The 23237-nt window shown below is 45.6% G+C and carries 23 protein-coding genes; 16 read left to right on the forward strand and 7 right to left on the reverse strand.

Annotated elements, in window-relative coordinates; all coding sequences use genetic code 11:
* Positions 1-25: 25 nt before the first annotated feature.
* Entirely contained in the window at positions 26-838 is an 813-nt protein-coding gene (locus NLBNIHML_RS21190) for a hypothetical protein (RefSeq protein WP_494352679.1), read from the reverse strand.
* A 411-nt stretch (positions 839-1249) separates the two neighbouring features.
* Between NLBNIHML_RS21190 and NLBNIHML_RS21195 the strand changes: the two genes are divergently transcribed.
* The 3 genes from NLBNIHML_RS21195 (at position 1250) to NLBNIHML_RS21205 (ending at position 3465) form a co-directional block, all read left to right on the forward strand.
* Complete coding sequence (locus NLBNIHML_RS21195; RefSeq protein ID WP_133387380.1) at positions 1250-1483, forward strand: hypothetical protein; 234 nt, start codon at positions 1250-1252, stop codon at positions 1481-1483.
* Between the two features lie 262 nt (positions 1484-1745).
* A complete protein-coding gene (locus NLBNIHML_RS21200; protein WP_339239500.1) occupies positions 1746-2576 on the forward strand; it encodes an alpha/beta hydrolase in 831 nt (276 codons plus the stop codon).
* A 103-nt stretch (positions 2577-2679) separates the two neighbouring features.
* On the forward strand, positions 2680-3465 hold the full coding sequence (locus tag NLBNIHML_RS21205) for a DODA-type extradiol aromatic ring-opening family dioxygenase (protein ID WP_472474639.1): 786 nt from the start codon (positions 2680-2682) through the stop codon (positions 3463-3465).
* Positions 3466-3630: 165 nt separating this feature from the next.
* Here NLBNIHML_RS21205 and NLBNIHML_RS21210 read toward each other — a convergent pair whose 3' ends face one another.
* Both NLBNIHML_RS21210 and NLBNIHML_RS21215 read right to left on the reverse strand, forming a co-directional pair.
* Positions 3631-3843, reverse strand: coding sequence for a hypothetical protein (locus tag NLBNIHML_RS21210; protein ID WP_017690673.1), 213 nt, complete (start codon positions 3841-3843; stop codon positions 3631-3633).
* Between the two features lie 154 nt (positions 3844-3997).
* Positions 3998-4537: a DoxX family protein gene (locus tag NLBNIHML_RS21215; protein WP_339239503.1), complete on the reverse strand. Its 540-nt coding sequence runs from the start codon at positions 4535-4537 to the stop codon at positions 3998-4000.
* A 338-nt stretch (positions 4538-4875) separates the two neighbouring features.
* Between NLBNIHML_RS21215 and NLBNIHML_RS21220 the strand changes: the two genes are divergently transcribed.
* From NLBNIHML_RS21220 to corA, 4 genes are all read left to right on the forward strand, one after another.
* The gene (locus NLBNIHML_RS21220) at positions 4876-5952 is read left to right on the forward strand and encodes a DUF3048 domain-containing protein (RefSeq protein ID WP_494352680.1); all 1077 of its coding nucleotides are present in this window, start codon (positions 4876-4878) and stop codon (positions 5950-5952) included.
* Positions 5953-6268: 316 nt separating this feature from the next.
* On the forward strand, positions 6269-6886 hold the full coding sequence (locus NLBNIHML_RS21225; protein ID WP_062836231.1) for a DUF47 domain-containing protein: 618 nt from the start codon (positions 6269-6271) through the stop codon (positions 6884-6886).
* Positions 6887-6900: 14 nt separating this feature from the next.
* A complete protein-coding gene (locus NLBNIHML_RS21230; protein ID WP_062836232.1) occupies positions 6901-7890 on the forward strand; it encodes an inorganic phosphate transporter in 990 nt (329 codons plus the stop codon).
* 349 nt (positions 7891-8239) lie between these two features.
* Positions 8240-9199, forward strand: a complete 960-nt coding sequence (gene corA / locus NLBNIHML_RS21235; RefSeq protein WP_076333421.1) for a magnesium/cobalt transporter CorA — start codon at positions 8240-8242, stop codon at positions 9197-9199.
* 227 nt (positions 9200-9426) lie between these two features.
* Here corA and NLBNIHML_RS21240 read toward each other — a convergent pair whose 3' ends face one another.
* A complete protein-coding gene (locus NLBNIHML_RS21240; protein ID WP_339258801.1) occupies positions 9427-10515 on the reverse strand; it encodes a DNA alkylation repair protein in 1089 nt (362 codons plus the stop codon).
* 135 nt (positions 10516-10650) lie between these two features.
* Positions 10651-11286: a tyrosine protein kinase gene (locus tag NLBNIHML_RS21245; RefSeq protein WP_339239506.1), complete on the reverse strand. Its 636-nt coding sequence runs from the start codon at positions 11284-11286 to the stop codon at positions 10651-10653.
* A 452-nt stretch (positions 11287-11738) separates the two neighbouring features.
* On the opposite strand from NLBNIHML_RS21245, the gene NLBNIHML_RS21250 reads away from it, so the two are divergent.
* A complete protein-coding gene (locus tag NLBNIHML_RS21250; RefSeq protein ID WP_017690665.1) occupies positions 11739-12029 on the forward strand; it encodes a YerC/YecD family TrpR-related protein in 291 nt (96 codons plus the stop codon).
* Between the two features lies 1 nt (position 12030).
* Positions 12031-12816 carry a sirohydrochlorin chelatase gene (locus tag NLBNIHML_RS21255; protein ID WP_339239507.1) on the forward strand — a complete coding sequence of 262 codons (786 nt, stop codon included), beginning with the start codon at positions 12031-12033 and terminating at the stop codon, positions 12814-12816.
* A 78-nt stretch (positions 12817-12894) separates the two neighbouring features.
* Here NLBNIHML_RS21255 and NLBNIHML_RS21260 read toward each other — a convergent pair whose 3' ends face one another.
* Positions 12895-13464 (reverse strand): TetR/AcrR family transcriptional regulator, encoded by a 570-nt coding sequence (locus NLBNIHML_RS21260; RefSeq protein ID WP_339258804.1) that lies wholly within the window; start codon positions 13462-13464, stop codon positions 12895-12897.
* Between the two features lie 170 nt (positions 13465-13634).
* Between NLBNIHML_RS21260 and NLBNIHML_RS21265 the strand changes: the two genes are divergently transcribed.
* Both NLBNIHML_RS21265 and NLBNIHML_RS21270 read left to right on the forward strand, forming a co-directional pair.
* Complete coding sequence (locus NLBNIHML_RS21265; protein ID WP_494352681.1) at positions 13635-14561, forward strand: ketopantoate reductase family protein; 927 nt, start codon at positions 13635-13637, stop codon at positions 14559-14561.
* 76 nt (positions 14562-14637) lie between these two features.
* Positions 14638-15054, forward strand: a complete 417-nt coding sequence (locus NLBNIHML_RS21270; protein WP_339304140.1) for a DUF4395 domain-containing protein — start codon at positions 14638-14640, stop codon at positions 15052-15054.
* A 179-nt stretch (positions 15055-15233) separates the two neighbouring features.
* On the opposite strand, the gene NLBNIHML_RS21275 is transcribed toward NLBNIHML_RS21270, so the two are convergent.
* Positions 15234-15950 (reverse strand): NPP1 family protein, encoded by a 717-nt coding sequence (locus NLBNIHML_RS21275; RefSeq protein WP_494352682.1) that lies wholly within the window; start codon positions 15948-15950, stop codon positions 15234-15236.
* Between the two features lie 523 nt (positions 15951-16473).
* Here NLBNIHML_RS21275 and NLBNIHML_RS21280 point away from each other — a divergent pair.
* The 5 genes from NLBNIHML_RS21280 to NLBNIHML_RS21300 all read left to right on the forward strand — a co-directional run bounded on the left by NLBNIHML_RS21280 (position 16474) and on the right by NLBNIHML_RS21300 (position 23137).
* Positions 16474-17355, forward strand: a complete 882-nt coding sequence (locus NLBNIHML_RS21280; RefSeq protein WP_074093499.1) for a diacylglycerol kinase — start codon at positions 16474-16476, stop codon at positions 17353-17355.
* Between the two features lie 490 nt (positions 17356-17845).
* Positions 17846-19579 carry a 23S rRNA (uracil(1939)-C(5))-methyltransferase RlmD gene (gene rlmD, locus NLBNIHML_RS21285; RefSeq protein WP_342571823.1) on the forward strand — a complete coding sequence of 578 codons (1734 nt, stop codon included), beginning with the start codon at positions 17846-17848 and terminating at the stop codon, positions 19577-19579.
* 724 nt (positions 19580-20303) lie between these two features.
* Entirely contained in the window at positions 20304-20543 is a 240-nt protein-coding gene (locus NLBNIHML_RS21290) for an acyl carrier protein (RefSeq protein ID WP_339239513.1), read from the forward strand.
* Complete coding sequence (locus NLBNIHML_RS21295; protein WP_494352683.1) at positions 20540-22033, forward strand: class I adenylate-forming enzyme family protein; 1494 nt, start codon at positions 20540-20542, stop codon at positions 22031-22033. The genes NLBNIHML_RS21290 and NLBNIHML_RS21295 overlap by 4 nt, the downstream gene beginning before the upstream one ends.
* Positions 22034-22081: 48 nt before the next feature.
* Entirely contained in the window at positions 22082-23137 is a 1056-nt protein-coding gene (locus tag NLBNIHML_RS21300; RefSeq protein WP_494352684.1) for a hypothetical protein, read from the forward strand.
* Positions 23138-23237 lie beyond the last annotated feature (100 nt).

A 23237-nucleotide genomic window follows, 5' to 3' on the forward strand; every position in this document is an offset into this window, starting at 1 on the left:
GCCCCTTAATCGCTTATATAACGTGTTATGCTGTTTTCTTTTGTCCGAATAAGGGCCTTAACGTTGCAAGCCCCACAATGCCGATCACTGCACTCACCCATGGAGCTAGTGCAAATACCGGAAGTTTATCACGGAGCGGATACCCAACAAACAGCACGAGTACCACGACCACGATGTAGATGATGATTCCCCGAATATTGAGCTTAGGTACCTTATTTCTGTCGGCTCCTTCATCGTCTGGACGCTCAGCAAGGCGGCGGAGCATCTCTACCAATGCGATTCCGCCAACGGCGGCTACGATTAAGGAGAATAGGCTGATGTGTTGGAACGCTTCCGTATCTCCGCCAGTCCAACCTACGAATAATCCCGCACATCCTTGGATTAACATGACAAAAGACAACGCCGCCCAAGCGATCATGCCATACCACTTCGGTGTCCGTTTCGCTGGCTCGGCATTCTCCGTTGGCTGTGGTTCAGCATCGTTGGCTTTCTTTTTCGATGAAGCTGATGGACTATTACCACGGGTTGGAGTGGATGTACCCACCTCAGTGGCAGCCGTCTTCTTCGGTGCTGTATCTGTTATCCCGAGCTGTGCATGGATGTCTTGTTCCAGATCAGGTCCGTATAGCTCGCGTGCGGGTTTGTTATCCCGCTGAGCCTGCACGATCGCTTTTCCTGCGGAGAGAATCCATTCTTCCTGTGTTCTCTCGTCCGCTGGTGCATGACGCGCAATGGTGCTGATCTCGTCATACAATTTCACATGTTCAGGTGTCATACGACTCATCTCGGTTATTTGCCGATTCTGTATTTCTTTCAGTTTCTTATAGGAAATCCCCAATGATTGCTCCCCCTGTCTACACACGTTCTGATCTTCCAGTTATCTGAAGACCCTGACGGTATTTTAGTATACGGGAAGGGCTCTCGTTTCGCAAAGTCATTCCTTATTAAAAAGCTGCTCATGGTTGGCCCAGATGCCCACACAGGCAAGAATGACACAGGTGCATAACAGTACCAGTTTACCGTGATGTTGAATCCATTCCAATAAATGTTCCATGAATTCATTCCTTTCGGCAGAAGGATTCCGAGGCATATGCTGCCAATGATTGTTCGTTTATTTTCCCCCATTCATGTGAAAAAATACCTCAGGCATCACAGATCTAACGATTGTGTGAAGTATGCATAAAGAGCAGCCAATTCCATCACAATAGTAGCATTTCCAACAGAAATCCAAGATTGGAGTGTGCTTGTTATGGACAAACAAACAGATTTGACGCGTAAGCTGCTACTGAACAGCAACTCCCGTGGAGTTGTGGACGAGGTTGTATCCTTTGAGGAGAATCTGGAGGACACGGAGTATGCAGAAGAACTGACAGATGGGAATTTGAGGGGAAGAAGTTTCTGGGACAACAGTGATTCGGGTCATGAGCATGAGTGGAATGGACGGGTGGAGACCCACGAGATGTTCCGCAGAAGCTACGAATAACGATCCTGCAACCCTTGGTTTGAATTCCAAAAAGATAAAAGATATCCGGGCCAGCTGTCATCAGCATGGCTCATTTTTTTGCGCTTATCATCCGATAAAATGAAGACTAGCATTCAACGTAGAAAGGGTTCTTCCTTACGTTGACTTGCAGGTTACGGGATGATAATATATGAATAACATCTTAATACACACTAAACTTATCGGATTATATATATTTAATAAATGAAACATAACAGGCTAAGCGTAGAAAGGGGAAATCGGTATGGAACGTCAGATCAGTATCCGTCATGGACAGGAAGAATTAACAGCCACGATTCACTATCCGGTTGTGAAAGATATCAAGGAGGAGAAGAGTCAGCAGCGCGTACCTTTGGCAGTCATCTGCCACGGTTTCGTGGGTAGTCGGATCGGTGTGGACCGTTTGTTTGTAAAGACTGCCCGTGAGCTGGCTGAAGACGGTTATCTGGTTCTGCGTTTCGATTATATCGGTTGCGGAGAGAGCAGTGGGGAGTATGGAGCGGAGGGACTGGAGTCCATGGTGCTGCAGACACGCTCGGTGCTGGATTACGCGGTGAATTGCAGTGATGTAGATCCTACACGCGTAACGCTGATTGGTCATAGTCTGGGTGGTGCCGTTGCATTACTAACAGCTGTGCGCGACAAACGTGTCAAGAATCTGGTGATGTGGTCCTCCGTGGGTTATCCATTCAATGATATCGTGAAGATTACGGGACGGGAAGTCTACGATGAAGGCGTGAAACTGGGTGCGGCTGATTATCTTGGATACAAATTCACACCTACCTTCTTCGAATCTCTCGCTGAACATCAACCATTCCAGGAAGCAGTCAAGTTTAGCGGTGATGTTCTCGTCATGCATGGCACGTCAGATGAGATTATTCCTGTAGACTACGCGTTCCTGTATCAAAAGGTATTCTGGATGCGTCAGGAAGGGCGTTGCGACAAGGAGATCATCTTCCAGGGCGATCATACCTTCTCTTCAGGTAAAGAGCGGGAACAGCTAATTACGCGTACCAGAGAGTGGCTGGGTGAACGTCAGAAGATCGAGCAGGATTGGCAGCACTGGATGATATAAATGGCAGGATTGCAACGGTTTGGGGATGTCAGCTTGGAAAAGCGCCTTCTTAGGGGTAAAATAGAAGAGTAAGCATTCTATCCGTGTCTGGAGGTTGGCAGCAATGACATTACCCGCACTTTTCATTGCGCATGGTTCTCCCGCTCTGGCGGTGGAGAGCAATGACTACACTCACTTCTTGAACCAGCTTGGAGACAGGCTGCCGGCTCCGAAAGCCATTGTCGTATTTACGGCACATTGGGATTGTCCTGAACCGTCCGTGACGATGGATGATACACATCAGACCTTGCATGACTTTTATGGATTTCCTTCTACGATGTATACGATGGAATACCCTGCATCCGGGCAGCCAGATCTGGCGAACGAGATATGTGCTTTGTTCACCCGTAGCAATCTTGCGCATCAGCCGATTCGAGGCCGAGGATTGGATCATGGCGTATGGGTACCGTTGCTCCATATGTATCCCGAAGCGAATATCCCTGTGATTGCTGTATCTGTAGACTCGCTGCGTACGCCGCAGGAACAGTATGATATTGGCCGAATGCTGGAACAGCTGCGTCATGATGATGTGCTGATCATTGGCAGCGGTGGAACGGTTCACAATTTACGTATGTTGGGCGATACGGATGAACCGCAGGAGTGGGCGGTGGAATTTGATAACTGGATTGGGGATCGCTTGCAGCAGTGGAACACAAGAGAACTGTTTCAATATGAGAAAAAAGCCCCTCATGCACGTATGGCAGTGCCGTCGTATGGGACAGAACACCTTGCGCCTTTGTTCTACGCGATGGGTACAGCGGATATGTCTCGATCAGCGAAGCGCCTATTCCAGTCTTACCCTTATGGAACGCTCAGTTTGAACTGCTGGCAGTTTGGAGACGGCGTGTAACTTGGAACAGACAACAGCCTGAATATGGTGTCAGAAACCAGTTGGGTACGGATAACATGTGTTAATGTATACCATTACAATATATAAATAAAAGAAGGTTCCTTTAGACCCTTGATGGGCTAAAGGAACCTTTTTTCAATGAGGACTTATGCATGCAATGGATCTTTATTTGCGAATTTCGAACAATTCACAGTCTGTACGCGAATGATAAGCAAGTTCACTGACACTGGATTGTACAACTACGGTATTGCTGTCAAAACGGATAATAATGCCACCCGAGTCAATCTGGTGATTATCTTTAAAAACTCGAACCTTATACTTCATATTCATGGCTTCCTGGAAGTCTGCATCGGTCTCAAGACGTCGCTGGGTCGGCATATCGTGTACTCCTTTAAAGTTCAACTTTATGTTCATCATAATATGATTTTCTGTGGATGGGCAAGTCAGTCAGGACATTCAGGATATCTTGAAAAGCAAAAAGCCCTGCTCTCCGGGGGATGGAGAGCAGGGCGGCAGCGTTGTTGATTATTGTTCAAGCTGTTTTATGAGTTGGGCTAATCGTTGGTGTGTCTTTTGGGTGATTACCTTTGTTACGAGTGATCAATCCGCGAAGGTAAGGCAGTACCCAGTGATCTAGACCGATTTTACCTGCATTTGCACCAGCAACTACTAGGAAGATTTGCATCAGAACCAGTTGAGCGTTCGTGCTTACTGTACCCGAGAAGAGGAACGCGAAGTTCATCACGAGAGCCATCAGCGCAGCCAGTGTTGTGAAGCATCCGAGAATGAGTCCTACACCTACAAGGAATTCACCAAGCGGAATGATGAAGTCGAACAATCCTGCGTTTGGTACTGCGAATTTCTCAAGGAACGTTCCCCACCATGCTTGAACTGTTGGATTTTCACCCGTTGCTTTACCGACTGCCCCGGCGAGGAACCCGCCAGCTTGGAATCCGCCAGTCAATTTGCCCCATCCGTGAGTCATCCAATCGTAACCGATATACACCCGAAGTACTGTCAAAATCCACATTGCCACTTTGTTTTCTCTAAGCCATTGGTTGAAGCTGAACATATGAACCACTCCTTCATGGAATCTAGTGTGTGTTGTTTTTGTTTTTTCTAAGTGATCACCTTTGATGTCTTTATTGTATAGTCCAAAAGTCGTTTTGTTTGTGATTAAAATCACAATCTAGTTCAAATTTTAAGTAAGGTTTGAGAAGTTCACATTTAGGACATATTTTTCTCGCTATTCACTGTTTCAAATGTGAATTTCACGCTGTATCAAGGCCTTCAGGGCGCAGACAAATCGGATGGGGTGTGATTAAATGGAAAGAAATACGTGAAATGGTTGCCCACATGAGACATATATCACAACTTAGAACCAGGCCATATCGTTTAGGAGGTCCTATATTGAAGCTTTTTAAATGGAACAAAGCAGCATCGGCTGCATCCCTTTTAATTCTCTCATTGAGTCTTGTTGCCTGCCAAAACCAGGAGACGTCTCAGATGCCACTTCAGCCAGAACCGACACCTGCACCTGTACAAGAAGAACAGACTGTGGAGGAGTCCAACGCTTCTCTCTACACAGCACCTCTTACAGGTCTGCCTGTAGAGGAAGCGATTACGCGTCGTCCCCTTGCCGTCATGATTAATAATGCACCAGCGGCTCGGCCCCAATCGGGTCTGAGTTCCGCCGATATCATTCTTGAAGTCCTCGCAGAGGGAGGCATTACCCGGTTTATAGCCATCTTCCAGAGTGAAGGCGGTGCTGAGACGGTTGGACCGGTCCGCAGTATACGTCCATATCTGATTGAGCTTGGCGAGAGTTATGATGGGGTGCTTGTTCATGCCGGAGGCAGTCCGGAGGCATATTCCATTTTGCAAAGGCAGCAGAAACAGCATATGGATGAAATCTCAAATGGAGGGCCTTACTTCTGGCGTTCCAAGGATCGTAAAGCGCCACACAATCTGTATACCTCAGCGGACAAGTTAAGAGAAGGGGCAGATATCAAGGGTTATAGCCATGAGTTTAAATCCCCCGTATACATCTATAACGAAGAAGGCGCGACATCCGCAGGAGAGGCAGTGAAGCAATTCGACATCCATTATTTATTGGATAGTTACCGGGTGACGTATGATTATGATGAAGTTAGCGGACGATATATGAGAATGGTGAATGGTAAGGCAGATCAGGATCTGGATAATGGGACTGCACTTGGCGCAGCGAATATCATTGTGGCAGGTGCAGATCACAAGGTGCTCGATAGTGTAGGTCGGTTGTCCGTCAATTTGGAACAGGGCGGGGAAGCCATGTTGTTCCAGAAGGGAAAAATGATTCGTGGGCAGTGGTTGAAGAAACAGGGGGATATTATCCGGTTTGTTCAGGATGGCAGTGAAGTGGCTCTTGTGCCGGGTAAAACCTTTATCAACATTGTTCCCAATCAACCGGAATTCTCCAGTCATGTGAAGCTGGCTGTGCAGCAATGAAGGATGTAATGAAAGAAAACAATGAAACAGGTATGCATTTTGTTATCGAAAAGGCGTTATATTGTATCTTAGCGTGAAAAATAGAATCGTGTCGATTCTGTCTTTGGATGTCGAATTGTAAACGCAGTGTAAAATCTTGACTTGAATTTACCATTATTCCAAATAATTAAGATTCATTTCAGATTAATGTGATAAGAATATAAAAAAGGATCACACCTTTTGTACAAACCATGAAACAAATATGATAAGATATCAAAGGTTGTCATTTCATGTTTCATCGGTTATCGGCAATTTTTTCCGTAAAGGGGATAGGGCTATGAAGCTTAAGAAGAAGAAGGATATATTTTTTGAGACACTGGAGAACATGGCAGATACGGTTGTTCAAGCGGCAGATTATTTCTCCCAGCATGTTTCCAACCTTCAGGATGTGACTCTTTTTGCCAATGAAATGAAGAAGTACGAGTCCCAATGTGATGACTATGTGCACACAATCATTACGGAACTCAACAAAACGTTTATCACGCCGATCGAACGCGATGATATTATGGAGCTGACAACAACACTTGATGACGTATTGGACGGACTCGAAGCAACGGCTTCCCGTTTCTATATGTACCAACTGACGGATCCTGACGAATATATCGTGCAATTTGCTGAAATTTTGCGCCAATCGGCTTACGAAATTCAGAAGGCTATTCATTTGCTGTCTCAGAAAAAATTGCTGGCGATTCGTGAGTACACGATTCGATTGAATGATCTGGAAAATCAGGGTGATGAAGTGTTGCGCATGTGTATCAAGAACCTTTTCGCTACCGTTCCTGATCCGATTGAATTGATCAAACGTAAGGAAATTTACGAACGTCTTGAGACAACAACGGATGCTTGTGAACACGTAGCAAATGTGCTCGAATCCATCATCATGCGTAATTCTTAAGGAGCCAGAGAATAATGGAAACAACGATTTGGGTATTAGGTATAGTCGTCTTCCTTGCACTGGCGTTTGACTTCATCAACGGTTTTCACGACACGGCCAATGCCATTGCTACTTCAGTATCGACACGGGCACTAACGCCACGTCGCGCGATCCTGTTGGCAGCGGTAATGAACTTTGTCGGTGCGATGATGTTTACAGGCGTTGCGAAGACGATTGGGGGGAGTGTAACCGACCCCACCACGCTAGATAACGGGATCGAGGTCGTCATAGTCACCTTGATCGCTGCGATTATCTGGAACCTGGTTACATGGTGGTTTGGTATTCCGTCTTCTTCATCCCACGCATTGATTGGAGCCCTTGCTGGTGCCGTGCTCGTTGGCGCAGGTTCCGATAAAGTGAAGTGGAGTGGGTTCATTGATATTGTCGGAGGTTTGCTATTATCACCTCTAATCGCATTTGCCATCGGTTATGTGGTCATGACGATTCTCAAATACATTTTTGCCAAACGCAGTCCGCATAACGTGAATAAAGGTTTCCGTACGGTACAGATTTTCACGGCAGCACTGCAAGCTTTCACACATGGTACAAATGATGCACAGAAAGCGATGGGTATTATTACGTTTGCTTTGGTTGCAGCAGGTGTACAAGATCATCTGGAAGTGCCGCTGTGGGTTAAAATCTCAGCAGCAACCGCGATGGCTCTGGGTACATCCATTGGTGGTTGGAAAATCATCAAAACAATGGGTACCAAAATCTTTAAAATTGAACCAATTAACGGTTTTGCCGCCGATCTGTCAGCTGCTTCCGTTATTTTCACAGCAACGTTGCTTCACCTTCCAGTTAGTACAACGCACGCGATCACATCAGCTATTCTGGGTGTGGGTTCCGCAAAACGTTTCTCTGCTGTGAAATGGGGACTTGCTGGACGAATCATTATTACGTGGTTCATTACAATTCCAATTACTGCTGGACTGGCAGGATTGCTGTACTGGATTATTTTCTAAAAAGAGAAGTGATCCCGTACGAATCCGGGGTTACCAGACAAACTGTTCATAACTGTGTGAATATCGGGATATGTGGACAATTATACAACCAAAATCAAGAGACGCCTGTGCATGAACGTGTGGACAGGCTGGATATGTGGATAGCCATCCGTGGAATGATAAACCAAAAGAAGATATTCCTGTGGATACAGGGAACTGTGGATAGGGAAATGAGAGAAGCCAACAGGGTTGGCTTTTTTTGTTGTCGAGTTTGAAGGTGGCTGTGGATATTTGGGGACACGTGGGAGACGTGTCTATGGTTAACGTTGTACAATGACGTAAAGATACAGGACAAGGACGTGGTCTGATTATGATTCGTACACTCGCCATTACACGAGAACATCAAGTCTCCGTGAACGTACCGCTTACACAGCTGGATCTGAACGATTACGCCTGGGTATGGGCGGATTTTAACCAGCCAACGGAAGAGGAAAGCCGTTTGCTGGATACATATTTTCATTTTCACCCCTTAGCTATTGAGGACTGTCTGCATGTGTTGCAGCGGCCAAAGCTTGATTATTATGAAAATCTGCAGTTTCTTGTACTGCATGCACTGAACCCGTCCACACTGGAAGCTGAGGAGGTTGACTTGTTTCTCGGAGCGAACTTCCTTGTATCCTTTCATCATGGTGTACTGGAGGAAGTGGATGAAGCGTGGGAGCGATTATTGCACCATGCACATGAACGTACGATCTGGGCGCGAGGTCCGGTGGCAGCGGCCTATACGGTGATGGACAAGCTGGTCGATCATTATTTTCCGTCCCTATTTGCCATTGAGGATGAACTGGCTGAACTGGAGAACCGGGGTGGACAAGAGTCCGTTGAAGACCTGATGAATCAGGTGTTTGACTTGCGAAGCCGATTGCTGAAGCTCAGAAGAACGGTTGTACCGATGCGGGATCTGCTCTATCGAGTGGTGAACTCCCAGCATGTGCAGCGAACAGGCGAACATACGGCTTATTTTACCGATATCTATGACCATTTATTGAAGCTGACGGACATGATTGAAGCCGATCGGGAGATGACGGCCGACCTACGCGACAGTTATATTTCCCTGAACTCCAACCGGATGAATCAGATCATGAAGACACTTACGGTGATTACGACTGTATTTATGCCACTCACGCTGATCGCGGGTATTTATGGCATGAACTTTGCCTATATGCCTGAGCTTCAATGGAAGTTTGGGTATGGGGCGGTGCTGCTGTTGATGTTTGTGCTTGGCGGAAGTATGGTGGCCTGGTTTGTGAAGCGCGGATGGTTTAAGTAGAACGTGCTACATTTGGATAGCGGTGAGGGTAGGTAAGAGGAATTGCAGTTAGAATTACATATAAAAAAGGCCACTGGGTCATGATCTCGGGCAGAAATAACTGTAGGGAGATGATGTTTGCCAGGTGGCCTTTCTGATGCTGCTATAGATATGCTAGAAATATTCTATCCACATGTGAATAAGTATTTCTTTGGAGTGAGATGTGTATAACTTACGATTGCTTCCTGTTACTCCATTTCAAGAACAAAAGAAGTTGTTGCTGCCGCTTGACCATTCACTACAATCGTTAGCGTATGTAATCCGGCATAGTATTTTCTCGTTGTAATGATTTTGAACGACTGTTTGGTGGCTACCTTGGTTCTGCCTGTCGGATACATTTTATCAGAGCATTTGAATCGTTTGGGAGCCTGCTTGCCGTTTGCCTTCATATAACCCATCTCATATTCAATTCGCAGCATCTGTGACTCACCACTCTCATTAACAACATCAAATGAAAAATGAAGATCCTCGCCAATGGCAATCGTATCTTGTACAAGCTGAAGCTGCTCAATGTGAATTGAATCCTGCTCGTTATAACCAAAAAGACTTAGTGCTTTGGGATGTCCTTTCTTCAGTAAGGACCTGCTGGCATGCCGGACAATCCAATCTGTGTGGGCATGTTGTCCATACCAGGTGGTGGCCAGATCCAGGACCAGTTCGGGGTGGTCTTTGGAGATGTCATTCAGATGATTGGCAACACTTTTGCGCACATAGAGGGACTCGTCCTGTTTCAATGCGTGCAGAATCGGAAGTACAGGTGTTGGATCAGTGATAAAGTTCTGAAGTTTGGCGCCCCATGGCAAACGTGGCCTACTGCCCTCACTGGCAAGTCTGCGGATATGCTCATTGTGGCTATCTGCCCACGCCATCATATGTTTCATCGTTTGCATGGGATAACGTTCAATAAACGGGCGTACCGCAAACTCGGAGCTGGAATAAGGTGTGAAGAGGGTCAGATACTTCATGGATAATTCGTAATCCTCCGGCTCAAGTCCGTTCACTTCGATAAAATCCGGTACAAACAGATATTCAACACCTCTCATATTCGGAGCCGCTTGTTCGATAATATGTAACGCTTCTTCATAATTATTGGGCAGCACTTCGGTCAACGCTAGTGTGATTCGGCGAATGCGCCCTTTGAATTCCAACTGTTCCCAGCCTTCAGCGAAAACCAATTCATGAAATAGATGTGTATCCAGCTCTGGGTAGAATTGATGCAACAGTTCGCCTGTCCGATCGATTAGTGCGGGCGTGTATTTGTCTTTGAAAAGTTCCATGGTCCGCCTCCTTTAGTTACTATCCAGTATACCTCAAAGTTGCAAAAATAAGAACATAGGTTCCTGGGATTTTATGTGTGTAGTGATGAACGCGGTTAAGGCACCCACCTTCTGTATGGGGGTGCCTGGATGAGTTTAACGTTTGCGACTTTTGGGACGGCGCTTCGTGGAATTGGATTTGCGGCGGACTGGAGTTGTGTTGCGACGACGTGGAGTGCTCGTTTGTTTATTCGTCCGCTTGCGCTTCCGTCTCCGGGGCGGCGTATATTCTTCATAGTCTGCGTCAGCCGCGCTGTTATTACTTTTACCTTTTCCAAAAGGCAGAATGCCCATAACGAGTTTCATCATCGGAGCCATCTGCTGGATGCCGCCGACGACCTTCTGCATTTTGCCTATTCCACTCATGATTCCATCGATACCGCCGAAACGGTCGATCATTCCTTTTAACTCACCGATGTTAGCTAATGAAAAGCCTGAACTGCCAGAAGCAGGTGTCGGTACTGGAGCTGGGGCAACAACCTGTGCTGCACCTCCGTATAAGTTCCCTCCAGCTACACCTTGCCCATAGGGTACGACTGCAGATGCTTCGACTTCACCGAAGCCCGGGTAATGGGGCTCTACTCCAGGGTACATCGGTTGAATCTGAGTTTCATTTAAAGACCGCTGAACCATACCGGGCGGCACATAGGCAGAAGTATGTGCCTGCCGATGTGCATGAGAAGACGGTCGGTGCCCTTGTGCTGGCTGGCGGTGATAATAATGCTGTGGCATGAACGATCACGTTCCTTCTATTGGATTTCGGAATTGCGTTCCACAAGTTTCATGACAGTATACATCATATGCGGTAGTGGAACTCCCTTTTGTTATACTGTATGTCATTCGCGGAGAGACGGCGTAGGCGGGTATCCCGGAAAACGGGATATTTGCGGATTTGGGCGCATGGCATGATGGCAGGTTGTCAAAGAGTAAAATGTAGTTTAGACACAAAATTGTCACAATTTAGCGGGTTAAAATCCTACATAAGTAATCGGATATATACAGGTGAAAACTGGGAAATAGCGGGGTAATTTCATCTGATGTGCGCGAGAGAAGGACAATAGTACCTTTTGTAAGCGGTAACATGTATTTTTATTCTGTAGTGCGTGAAATCGGTAACGCTTGAAATACCAACTCAGTGTGAGTACAATGTAGGTACACAGTAACCGCTAGGGGATGATGATGAAATGCAGCTGAAAAAGCTAAATGATAAAAGCATTGAACAACTATTTGAGGCTATTTTGACGTTAAAAGATATTGAAGAGTGTTATGTTTTCTTTGATGACCTCTGCACAGTAAACGAGATCCAATCCATGTCCCAACGGCTGGAAGTGGCTCGTATGTTGGGTAAAGGCAATACGTATAACCAGATTGAAGCAGAGACAGGTGCGAGCACTGCTACAATCTCACGTGTCAAACGCTGCCTGAATTACGGAAATGATGGTTATAAAATGACGCTGGAACGCCTGGGACGCTAACATGAAGAAGCCGGGCGTACTCATCATCAGTCACGGTTCACAGGAGCAGACCTGGGTGGAATCCGTCGATGACGCGATCTCCCGGTTGAATCTGCCTATTCCATTGCCAGTTGAAGCTGGTTTTCTTGAACTAGTGGAAGGACGCTTAATCCAGGACGGTATCGACCGACTGGAAGCACAAGGCGTAACCGATATTCTGGTCGTACCTCTATTTGTTTCATCCGGGAGTACACATGTGGATGAAATTGAATATGCCATTGGTGCAAAGGAAACACCTGATCGCGAAACGGATCTGGAACCGTTCCATGTCAAGGCTCGGGTTCACTTCGGTTATCCAGTAGATAACGATCCGGATATTGCCGTTATGGTGTGGGATAAGGTCAAGTCACTCTCGCAGCAGCCTGAGCAGGAAACGATTCTGCTGGTGGGACATGGGAGTATTCATGATGGTTTTCGCGAGCGTTGGGAAGCCGGAATCTCTTCTCTTGCAGAGCTTGTGCAGGAAGTTAGTGGTGTAGCCCATACGGATTATGCGTTGTTGAATCCGGAGAGTGTGTATGACAAAGTGAAGTACTGGAGCGAAGAGCGGGGGAACCGGGTTATTGTGGCGCCGCTGTTTTTGAGTGCCGGTTACTTCACGAGGAACGTAATCCCGGACCGATTGAAGGAACTGGATTATGAGTATAGTGGTGAGACGCTGTTGCCTCACCCACTGCTTGGGCAGTGGCTGGAGCGCCAGATCCAGATTTTGTTGGAGAGATGTAATGAGGTTGGGGCTTCTTCTTGAAGTATATCAAAACCACGTCCAAGGACGTGGTTTTTTTGTTTGTTGTAGACCACTCGACCACTCAAACGAGGGCCCAGGTTACCCACTTATGGGAGCGTGCAAATTCAGATGTAGTTCCAGTAGATCTATTAATTGGTCAACGATCTCCTCGGCCGGATAAGGCATGGCATTCATAATCCACCACTCCAGGAGGCCTACAGCAGCGGAAGCAAGAAACTGTATGGTAATCTCTTTTTTCATACCTTCCTGGATGCCACAGGCATCCATCTGATCCTGTACTCCCTGGACCAACAATGTCATCAACTTACTACGGAATGCCGGAATACCTTTTTTGGTTAGAAGTGTAGTATAGGTAGAGGCATACTGTTCCAGATAACGGAAAGTTCTGAGCAGCGCATCCTTGGCCGTAACAGGTGTTGTAGTAGAGCTTTCGATCATGCAGGCATCCAACAACTTTTGCAAATAGGTCTCAATGCATTGATCCAACAGGTCGAACTTGTCAGCGTAATGCAAATAGATGGTTCCTCGGTTTACGTTAGCCCGATCAGCAATATCGTTTATCGTAATTTGCTCGAAATCCTGTTCCTCCAGTAACCCGACAAAAGCTTCGATTATCGCCTTTCGTGTCTTGAGTACTCGTCTGTCCATGGCCCCTCCTATAGATGGTTTTTCAACAATAAGGAAACATTCGTTGATTATTCAACAAAAGCGGATATTTTAACGATTGAAGCATAGTAGGTGCTTTGTTACTCTTATTTTATCAACAAATGTTGATAAAACAACGATTATTCATAAAATATGAAATTGAGGGATAACCAATGAAAATATTAGTGTATGGTGCGGGGGTTCTGGGGAGTCAACTGGCGCACGTCCTGGTGCGCGGTGGCAATGATGTCACTGTTCTGGCTAGAGGGAAGCGGGCAGAGGAGCTGGAGAAGGATGGAGTCGTCATCCGGCATATGTTTCAATTCAAAACGACAGTTGATCCGGTTCGGGTCACCAGAACGTTGGAGGTGGATGACCAATATGATCTGATTTTTGTTGTGATGAAATATAATGATTTTCCTTCAATATTACCTATTCTGGCAGACAATCAGAGCAGCAATATTGTAGTCGTAGGTAACAACGCAGATGCACGAAGCATGCAAAACTTTTTGGAGGCAAACAGCAAGGTGGCAAAACAGATCGCGTTTGGATTCCACGTGAGTGGAGGGAAGCGTGAAAAAGACCGCATGTTATCGATCGGTGGAGGCAGCGGACAAATGGTGATTGGCAGTCTGGATGGTGATATCAAATTTAAACCTTTGCTGGATCAAGCTTTCCAACATGTGAAATACAAGTTGAATGTTCTAAGCGATATTGATGCCTGGTTGAAAAGCCATATTGTGCCCATTCTGATGCTGAATGCAGTGAGCTTTAATGAGAAGTTTGAGTTGATCAAGTTGGACGGGAACAGAAAGCAAATTCATCATATGATTAGGGCGATGGATGAGGGCTTCAGCGTACTTGAGGCAATGGGCATAACGATTATACCGGAGATTCAGGCTAAAATGATTCGTAAGCATCAACGGACGTTGTACCTTCTGTTGAAGATCTACAGTGTGCTTCCAATCCATAAGCTGATTGCGGGTTCTTTTGGAGAGATTGAGGCACTAAATAATGTATTTAACGATTGGAAAAAGACAACAGGCATCCCGACACCCCATTGGGACGTGCTGAAAAGAGATTTTACTCCCCTTAAATAAAGTGTACTCTTGCTCATTAACCCAATACCGACTACAATAAAACCAACTAATAAAATAGGAATAAGGTGGTATTCTGATGCGGGAAGTGCCCATGCGCTATGTGAAAGCGAATCAGGTCGGTATTGTGTTGTTTGTTTTACTTTCTTTTGTGTTTAATCCACTTGTAGTTCTGGGCGCGCTGTGGAGCATTCAGGTGGTTGGTCTGGCTTCCGGTGGAAAGCTTAATCTGTTTGTGCAAATTGGGAAAGTTGTGTTAACCGATAAAGGGACAGAAACGCAGGCGGTGGAGCTGCAGCGATTCAACAATATTCTGGCTGTGCTCTTCCTGTCTCTGGCGATCATTTCATTTTCACTCAGCTGGACGGTCGCAGGTTATCTATTTGCTGTGATGCTTCTTGCAGCTGCAAGTGCCGCCCTGGTGGGCTATTGTGTGGGCTGCACCGTATATTTCTGGTACAAACAACTGCGCGCTGGCAGAAAAATTGGATTTTGAGGTTAGCTGAAGTGAGACGGAGATACGATGACGAGAACGCCCGATACTTCGAGTAAAGAGAGCTATACTCCGAGGAGTTTCCTTGCGGCAAGTATCAGCTGAACCTATAGCGATCGTGATACGAATCACTTCATCATGAAATCCCCTTCAAGTGAACCATTCACTTGAAGGGGATTTTTTTACCTAAACCATGCCTTGTTCAGATTGTTCGTGAAATTATTATCGTTAAAAGGTACGTTGGCGCTGCCAAAGTCCGTAGTATTAAGCGCATTTCGTGCCGCAGAAGTCAGGTCGTCCCATCCGATTAAAGGTTGTGTTCCCCCGACAATGTTGGTGATGCCTAGTTCATGGTTCAGTGGCCAAGTACTATTATAGGAAATTAACGGATGGTTACCTTGTGTATTGGTATTGCTCGGTGTGACGTTGGTGAACTGGCCGTGACCGGAATACGCGATGGAGAGGATTTGGGGATTGGCCGCTGCCGGATTATCTACCCACACGACGATACCTTCCCAATCATGACGATGGCCGAGTCCGGGGGAAGGGGAGTCTTTGGGGAAATACCACGAATACATGATAGCCCACACCCCATTATGCCATGCCGAGCGTGAGTAGATCTGCCCTGTACTTGAGCTACAGTTTCCATTCGATGACCCGGACGTATTCAAGCCAGCACTGGTATTGCCCTGTTGATCCACTGCGGGGAAAGGTACACAACCATGATAGACTTTCAAAAAAGGCTGAAAACGCTTGGTTGCTTGTTGTGTCACGGTAACGGGTGAGAGTTCCTGAAATCCGACAACCTGATCATGATTAATCTCCGCTGCTTCAACAACGGTGACCCAAGGAACACATGCCATAAGAAAGGCCAGGAACATTAACACATTTTTTTTCATTCCTAATTCTCCTTCGCTGATAAGGTGTGATGCTGGGGGAGGGTGCACTAAGACTATAGTGGAAAAAGGTTTATATTATTTATCTTTTTATCTTAAGATTTGTAAATTTGTAGTATATCCATGTCATAATCAGATGAAGGTATCGAAACCGAAGACTAATTCCTGTGCAAGCGGGCAGAATGGTTGAATAATGAGACTATTTTACATAAAAGGCAGTGGGAAAGATTCAGGACTGGTGCATGATGTTTATTGGGTAATAGATGGATTAGTGGGTACATATATGAAAAAATATACTTATAGATTATAGGCTAGGACATCTTTACATTTGATGATATGATAGGAGTTAAAGGCTGTGGAATGAGACGGAATTCCTGTTGCATAGATATAGGTAAGACGAAAGATTAGAGCAGAATGAACGGAAGTTCATCATTTTGTAAAAAATATGTCCTGTTGTGGACTGATGCAAGGTAAGATTATGAGGTCGTATAGACTCATGGATAATGTGGAATAGGTGGCGTATGAGATGAAAAAAGCTCGCTTAATATATAATCCGACCTCAGGCCGGGAAGAAATGAAGAAACGTCTGGCTGATATTTTGCAGCGTTTGGATCAAGGTGGTATTGAAGCTTCATGTCATGCAACAACAGGTGAAGGTGATGCAACCCGCGAAGCTGAACTCGCGATTGAACGCGGCTATGACATGATTATTGCTGCTGGTGGCGATGGTACGTTGTACGAAGTCATCAACGGTATGGCCGAGCGGGAGAACCGTCCTCCGCTGGGGGTGTTTCCTCTGGGAACAACGAATGATTTTGCGCGTGCACTCGGCATTCCGAGACAGTGGGAAGATTACGTGGATCTGGTCATTAACCAGCAGCTTCGTCCGCTCGATCTGGGCAAAGCGAATGATAAATATTTTATCAACATCGCCGGTGGCGGATCATTAACTGAACTGACCTATGAAGTACCGAGTCGTCTGAAAACGATGATTGGGCAACTGGCCTATTATATGAAGGGTATTGAGAAAATGGCGAGCCTGTCTCCTCAAGAGCTGATTATTCGCGCCGACGGTCAGGAAGAGATTCATGATGAATTCATGTTATTCCTCATCGCCAATACCAATTCGGTCGGGGGCTTCGAAAAGTTGGCTCCAGGTGCAACCATTGACGATGGTCTGTTCGATGTGATCGGTGTCCGCAAATGTAATCTGGCTGACATGATCCGCCTCGTCACGCTCGCGCTGCGTGGGGAGCATCTGAACGACAAGAAGGTGGTTCATTTCCAGACAAGTCATATGGAAGTTACGTCGCCAGGCTATGTGCAACTGAACCTTGATGGAGAGTTGGGCGGCACGCTGCCAGCCACATTTACGAACCTCAAGCATCATCTGCAATTGTATCGTTAAAAATGTGGATGCTGGGGGCACTATGGGCGCTTGCGAAAAGCAATGTTGATCGCCTCAGAAAAGCAATGCTGCAGCGGTGTTTGCACAGTATCGCATAACTGTTGAGGAGAGTTGGATTCAGCTCTGCGGTAAGGCGAGATGGAATTGGATTTTCCAGTTGCTGTGTACGGTGGGATCGCGTATAATCTCATGTGGTCACCGTGCGTTGAGCTTAACGAACTCAGAAAGCCTTAAAAGTGGCGAAATCGCCGAAGCTGCGAATCGAACGAATCTCAACGTCGTTATTTTGGAGAAAATGATCTAATAAGGTCGTAAAACACCATCTGAGGTTGATATAACGTTTCTGAAGTTCATTAGAAATTCGGAACGTTATTTTTGATGTGAATAAGGTATGCCAGATTCGTTAGAATCAGGAACAAAATGAAAAATGAGATTTTTCCCTCGCCTGCACAGGCAGGGTACTATATAAGAAGAAAGAAGTGAATGTACGTTGTCTAATACGAACCGCAGCGGTCGTGGAAAAAACCGCCGGAATTCGGCTGCCTCTCAGGGGCAAGGGAACGCTTCAGCGTCCCGTCAGCCAAGTCAATCATCACGTCAGCAAGGAAAAGAGGTGCGGTCACAAAGCGCATCTCTTTCTGCCGTTCGTCCGAAGGGGAGAGCGCGTGAATCTGCACCAATCGAAGGGCTGCCCGTTAGCAAAAATGAAGAGACCGTCATCGACATCATTGGTATGAACCATGACGGTGAGGGCGTAGGTCGTGCGAATGGATACACGCTCTTTGTGCAGGGTGCGCTTCCAGGTGAAACCGTACGCGTGCGCGTGATGAAAACCAAGAAGCAGTATGGCTACGCCAAGTTACTGGAGATCGTGAACGCCAGCCCGGATCGTGTGTCCGCGCCTTGCCCAATCTATGATCAGTGCGGAGGCTGCCAGATCCAGCATATGAGCTATGCCGGACAGCTTGCGTGGAAACGCCAGTTGGTCGTAGATAATTTGCAGCGGATTGGCAAATTGAACGTGATGGTGGAGGATGCGGAGACGTTGGGATCCAACGTGCAGGATGACGCTTCAGTTGGTGATGCGAATCAGACAACTGAACCGGCTACTTCTGAAGTGCAAATGATCGGCAGCAATCGTATTCGACTTCGCCTTGAAGGTGTCATGAACGGAGAAGATACGGAGCAGGGCATTCGTGTACTATCTACGATGGGTATGGACGAGCCATGGCGCTATCGGAATAAGGCACAGGTGCCAATTGGTGTGACCGAGGGTGGCCTGGTAGGTGGATTTTACGCCAAAGGAAGCCATCGGATCATCGATATGGAGAGCTGTCTTATTCAGCATGAGCATAACGACGAAGTGGTTGCGAAGGTGAAGGAGATCGGCAGTCATTTTGGAATCAGTGCTTATAACGAAGAGACAGGTCGCGGCTTGCTGCGCCATGTGGTTGTGAAGAAGGCGTTCCGTACAGGCGAGATGATGCTCGTACTGGTCACCAATGGTCGAGATATTCCGTACAAAGACGAATGGATCGGCAGTATCCGTGAAGCGATTCCGCATGTGGCGAGCATCTGCCAGAATGTGAACAAGAAACAGACCAACGTCATTTTTGGCGATGAGACCCGAGTACTGTGGGGCCGTGATGTAATTTATGATTATATCGGTGATGTACAGTTTGCGATCTCGGCGCGTTCGTTCTATCAGGTGAATCCGGTGCAGACGGAAGTACTGTATGGGAAGACGGTAGAATATGCCGGACTGAGCGGCAAAGAGACGGTAATTGATGCCTATTGCGGCATTGGAACGATTTCTCTTTTCCTCGCACAACATGCGGATCAAGTGTACGGGGTAGAGATTGTACCTGAAGCGATTGAGGATGCTCGCAGCAATGCGCTCTTGAACGAGATGCGTAACGTGAAGTTCGAAGTTGGCGCATCCGAGGACGTTATTCCACGCTGGAAAGAACAAGGCATCGAAGCCGACGTAATTGTTGTCGATCCACCGCGTAAGGGCTGCGATCCACGTTTGCTGGATACCATCCTGGAGATGAAGCCGGAGCGCGTAGTGTACGTGAGTTGTAACCCAAGCACGTTGGCACGTGATCTACGTGTGCTGGAGGATGGCGGGTATCGCACGGTTGAGGTAACGCCAGTGGATATGTTCCCACACACGGTGCATGTGGAGTCGGTGGCGATGCTCAAATGGAAGGGGCAGGACTAATTCCTACGCCTCTCGTTGTTCCAACTTCCTTATGAATTGAGGATTGGAAATATGTAATGTATGGCTTTGATTGAACCGTCTTGCTTTATATAGGCACGGAGTTGTTCTTCCGTGTCTTTTTTTGTACCTGTAATACTAGGAACAGCCAGATGACAATGGAATTTCAGAGGGAATCAACAGGCTTTTCGAAACTGTTGACAATTGGCATATATGTAATTATATTTAATATATCAGGCGCTTGGTGCTGTAAATCTACTAGTGTAAACGCTCCCAAGCAAAACTTTACGCAATATAGTTCAATTCCGCCGAGGAAGAAAATGGAGATTTGATGGTGTACTTAGTCCCGGTTTTGTACACGCACTGTCCATTTACGAGTGACATTCATCGTATTCATCGTAGTTTTGTAGAGCATTTTCAGCAACGTTTCATTGCTTGGGAAAATGCTTTTTTCTTTAGGCTTTGCGATGTTGACGAAGGAACCCTCAACTATTTCCGTCGTTGTACTCTTCGCATCAAGCTTTTTATGTCCTGCATCGTGTCATACTCCGCCTCCAGCATGAATTGCAGAATCTCTGCATACAACTATGCAAACAACTCTTTCAGTGCAAATTCACCTTGTCCATCATTATGGACTCATTCTTCTGCACAATTACTTTCACTTGCTCATCACGTATACTATCCTCTTTAATCAGCCTTTCTAAAGATTATCTAACGGGGGAATATGATGTCTAAATCAATAGAATCGATCTTGAGAGATGAAATTTTTGCTGAGCTGGACATCGAGTATTCGGATGACCACGATACCCGTTTGTTGGAACAAGGGATCGATTCAGTAGGCTTCATCAAGCTTATTGTTTTAGTGGAATCGAAGTTTAACATCTCGATCCCTGATGAAGATCTGTTATTTGAGAAGTTCTCCACGGCTGGATTAATCCTTAATTATTTGACTGAGAAAACGCTATGATGACTATCATTCAGCGTCTATTTCGGGAGGCCTCTGATCGCCAAGATCATATTATCCTTGAAGATCTAAAGCAGCAATGGACTTACGCAGAGGTGATGACAGAAGCTTATTTGATTGCTTTATACATCCACAAAAATTTTGAGCTTGAGTCCGGAAGTCATCTTGCATTATACACAAATAATGAGCCCTTCTTCATTTTTGCGGCGCTTGGCATTCAATTCTGCGGTTATGTGTTAATACCGGTTCCTTATTCGGCATCCAATACTGAAATTAAAAATATTTTAAATGCCAGTGACGCCAAATTGGTTATCAGCAAATCTGCACAGCCTGCGCATTTAAATTGCGACATTCCTTGGGTTACCGCTCAGGATATATCGCAAGAACTAATGCCTTCGTTCGAATCGATCTCGTTAACCAATCAGTCCGATCCCAATCAATGTGCGATTCTCCTTCCTACATCAGGCACAACCGGAAAATCTAAAATCGTTATGTTATCCCATTGGAATGTATTAACGAATGCGTTGGCACATGGCGGAAAGGTGGGGTATACGGATCAAGATTCGTTTCTTGTAACGATGCCCGTTCATTTCAGTTCTACGATTGTCACGCAATTGATTTCTTGCATGCTATATGGAACCCGAATTAAACTTATCAGCTTGCCTTTGCTGCCGCGCACAGCGTTTAAACTGTTTCAGAATAAGGCGGTCACGGCATTCTCAGCGGTGCCTACGCAATTGATGCACTTTGTTTCCGATTTCCATCAGACAAAGAACTGGAGTGCCTTTGATTCAATTGAATTTATTGTAATTAGCGGTGCGGCGATTCCCGCGAAATTAGTAGACCATCTTCAGACTGTATTTCCTCACTCGGACATTATTCAAACCTATGGATTGACCGAAGCTTCTCCGCGGGTGAGCATGATGGAACGGGGAGAGCGCAGCTTATCCTGTGGATCACCCATAAATGACGTTTCTATTCGTCTTGTCGACGAAGAAGAGAATGAGGTTGAAGGAGCAGCTATCGGAGAAATTTGGGTCAAGGGCCCGAATGTGATGCTCGGTTATTACAAAAACCCGGAGTTAACGAACGCTACCATTGTTGAGGGTTGGTTAAAGACAGGAGATTTGGGATATTGGAATGAATCAGGGTGTCTTATACTCACAGGCCGAAAGAAGAATATCATTATATCCGGCGGTATCAATATCTATCCAGAAGAAATCGAGGAATTTTTGTACGGCTTGAAAGAAGTGGAGGAGGTCATGGTTGTTGGTGTACACGATGACCTGTTAGGTGAAGTACCCATCGCATTTCTGAAAGTCTTTAATAATTGCCTGGTTGATATAGATGCGCTGACACGACATTGCAAATTGCATTTGTCATCGTATAAAGTGCCTAGACAATGGAGGATTGTAGATAACATTCCAAAAACAAAGACAGGAAAACTGGACAGAGCAAGTACGAAGCGCTTATTGCTAAATGAGATATACTGATTCGGAATCCTTAAGCCATTTAACCAAATAACCAGGGGTGAACGAAGGTTGAAGAATTCAACTCAAACATTGGGCAGAAAAATATTGCCGGTCAGTTATCCGATGATTACAACCTATACGCAACATGCTCATCTCTTGTCGATCCTTACCCATTACGAGTGCGCACACCCATGGATATATAGCAATTATATTCAATTATTTATTAACAAAGATTATAAACACCATTGGGGAGATTTTTATTTCCCTCTGACTTATGAGCTGCGACCTTCGGATGCGTGCAAATGGATTACTACTCAAAAGCTACATAGAGATACTGTAACAACGAAATGGGACTCTGTTATACATTTTATTGTAGAAAATATTAATGCTAATAACTATGTCCACACCATGATCAATTATTTCTACGTGCCCTTAAGCGATCGCTACAATAAACTTCAATTGCATCATGACATATTTGTTTACGGCTATGATTTGGATAGAGAGATATTGTATGTTTCCGATTTTTTTAAGAACGGGGTGTATAGTCAGGCTGAGATATCATTTACTGATTTCAATCTTGCGTTCGACAAGAATCATCTAACAACGAATCATGATTATCTGAGAGAAATGGTTTACCTGTATACATTCAATGATCATTATCAGGATAAATTCAGTGCAGATACCCTAGTGAATTCGATAAGAAATTATTTCACTAAGAAAACGCCGGAGTATTGGGAGATGTTTAACTACGGGGGCGACAGGCATAATCTTGACTTCGGCATGCAAATATATACAACTCTATTTAATTATGCGAAAGAGACATCGGAACATAAGGCTATGCTTGATATAAGACCCTTTCATTTACTTTATGATCATAAGAAGATAATGACGCTAAGATTCAAGTACTTGTACGATAATCAGCATTTAATTGAATTAAATCAAGAGCATATAGATGAATTCACAGCTATTGAAATTAAAGCAAAAATCCTTGTGAATCTAGCGATTAAATATAATTTGACAAAGGATACGAGTATTTCCGAAAGTTTACAAACGCTGATTACGAATATAGAAAATGAAGAATCCATATTCTTTGAACGATGGTTGAAGAAGGTAGACATTCAGTAATGTTGAGGGAGCAGATGATCTCAGTTTTGGATATCTCTTCTTGCACCCGAATAGAACTTAGCCCGAAGCCCGTGGTGATCCGGGCATATTTATGGAGGGA

This window comes from Paenibacillus sp. JNU01 (genome assembly GCF_059130585.1).

Bases quoted from the DNA above. Each gene is read 5' to 3' on its own strand.
- NLBNIHML_RS21275 (WP_494352682.1), bottom strand. From the start codon at position 15,950: ATGAAAAAAAATGTGTTAATGTTCCTGGCCTTTCTTATGGCATGTGTT.
- corA (WP_076333421.1), top strand. From the start codon at position 8,240: ATGATTCGTACACTCGCCATTACACGAGAACATCAAGTCTCCGTGAAC.
- NLBNIHML_RS21250 (WP_017690665.1), top strand. From the start codon at position 11,739: ATGCAGCTGAAAAAGCTAAATGATAAAAGCATTGAACAACTATTTGAG.
- NLBNIHML_RS21260 (WP_339258804.1), bottom strand. From the start codon at position 13,464: ATGGACAGACGAGTACTCAAGACACGAAAGGCGATAATCGAAGCTTTT.
- NLBNIHML_RS21295 (WP_494352683.1), top strand. From the start codon at position 20,540: ATGATGACTATCATTCAGCGTCTATTTCGGGAGGCCTCTGATCGCCAA.
- NLBNIHML_RS21255 (WP_339239507.1), top strand. From the start codon at position 12,031: ATGAAGAAGCCGGGCGTACTCATCATCAGTCACGGTTCACAGGAGCAG.
- NLBNIHML_RS21230 (WP_062836232.1), top strand. From the start codon at position 6,901: ATGGAAACAACGATTTGGGTATTAGGTATAGTCGTCTTCCTTGCACTG.
- NLBNIHML_RS21280 (WP_074093499.1), top strand. From the start codon at position 16,474: ATGAAAAAAGCTCGCTTAATATATAATCCGACCTCAGGCCGGGAAGAA.
- NLBNIHML_RS21195 (WP_133387380.1), top strand. From the start codon at position 1,250: ATGGACAAACAAACAGATTTGACGCGTAAGCTGCTACTGAACAGCAAC.
- NLBNIHML_RS21205 (WP_472474639.1), top strand. From the start codon at position 2,680: ATGACATTACCCGCACTTTTCATTGCGCATGGTTCTCCCGCTCTGGCG.
- NLBNIHML_RS21245 (WP_339239506.1), bottom strand. From the start codon at position 11,286: ATGCCACAGCATTATTATCACCGCCAGCCAGCACAAGGGCACCGACCG.
- NLBNIHML_RS21210 (WP_017690673.1), bottom strand. From the start codon at position 3,843: ATGCCGACCCAGCGACGTCTTGAGACCGATGCAGACTTCCAGGAAGCC.
- NLBNIHML_RS21270 (WP_339304140.1), top strand. From the start codon at position 14,638: ATGCGGGAAGTGCCCATGCGCTATGTGAAAGCGAATCAGGTCGGTATT.
- NLBNIHML_RS21225 (WP_062836231.1), top strand. From the start codon at position 6,269: ATGAAGCTTAAGAAGAAGAAGGATATATTTTTTGAGACACTGGAGAAC.
- NLBNIHML_RS21240 (WP_339258801.1), bottom strand. From the start codon at position 10,515: ATGGAACTTTTCAAAGACAAATACACGCCCGCACTAATCGATCGGACA.
- NLBNIHML_RS21200 (WP_339239500.1), top strand. From the start codon at position 1,746: ATGGAACGTCAGATCAGTATCCGTCATGGACAGGAAGAATTAACAGCC.
- NLBNIHML_RS21290 (WP_339239513.1), top strand. From the start codon at position 20,304: ATGTCTAAATCAATAGAATCGATCTTGAGAGATGAAATTTTTGCTGAG.
- NLBNIHML_RS21265 (WP_494352681.1), top strand. From the start codon at position 13,635: ATGAAAATATTAGTGTATGGTGCGGGGGTTCTGGGGAGTCAACTGGCG.
- NLBNIHML_RS21215 (WP_339239503.1), bottom strand. From the start codon at position 4,537: ATGTTCAGCTTCAACCAATGGCTTAGAGAAAACAAAGTGGCAATGTGG.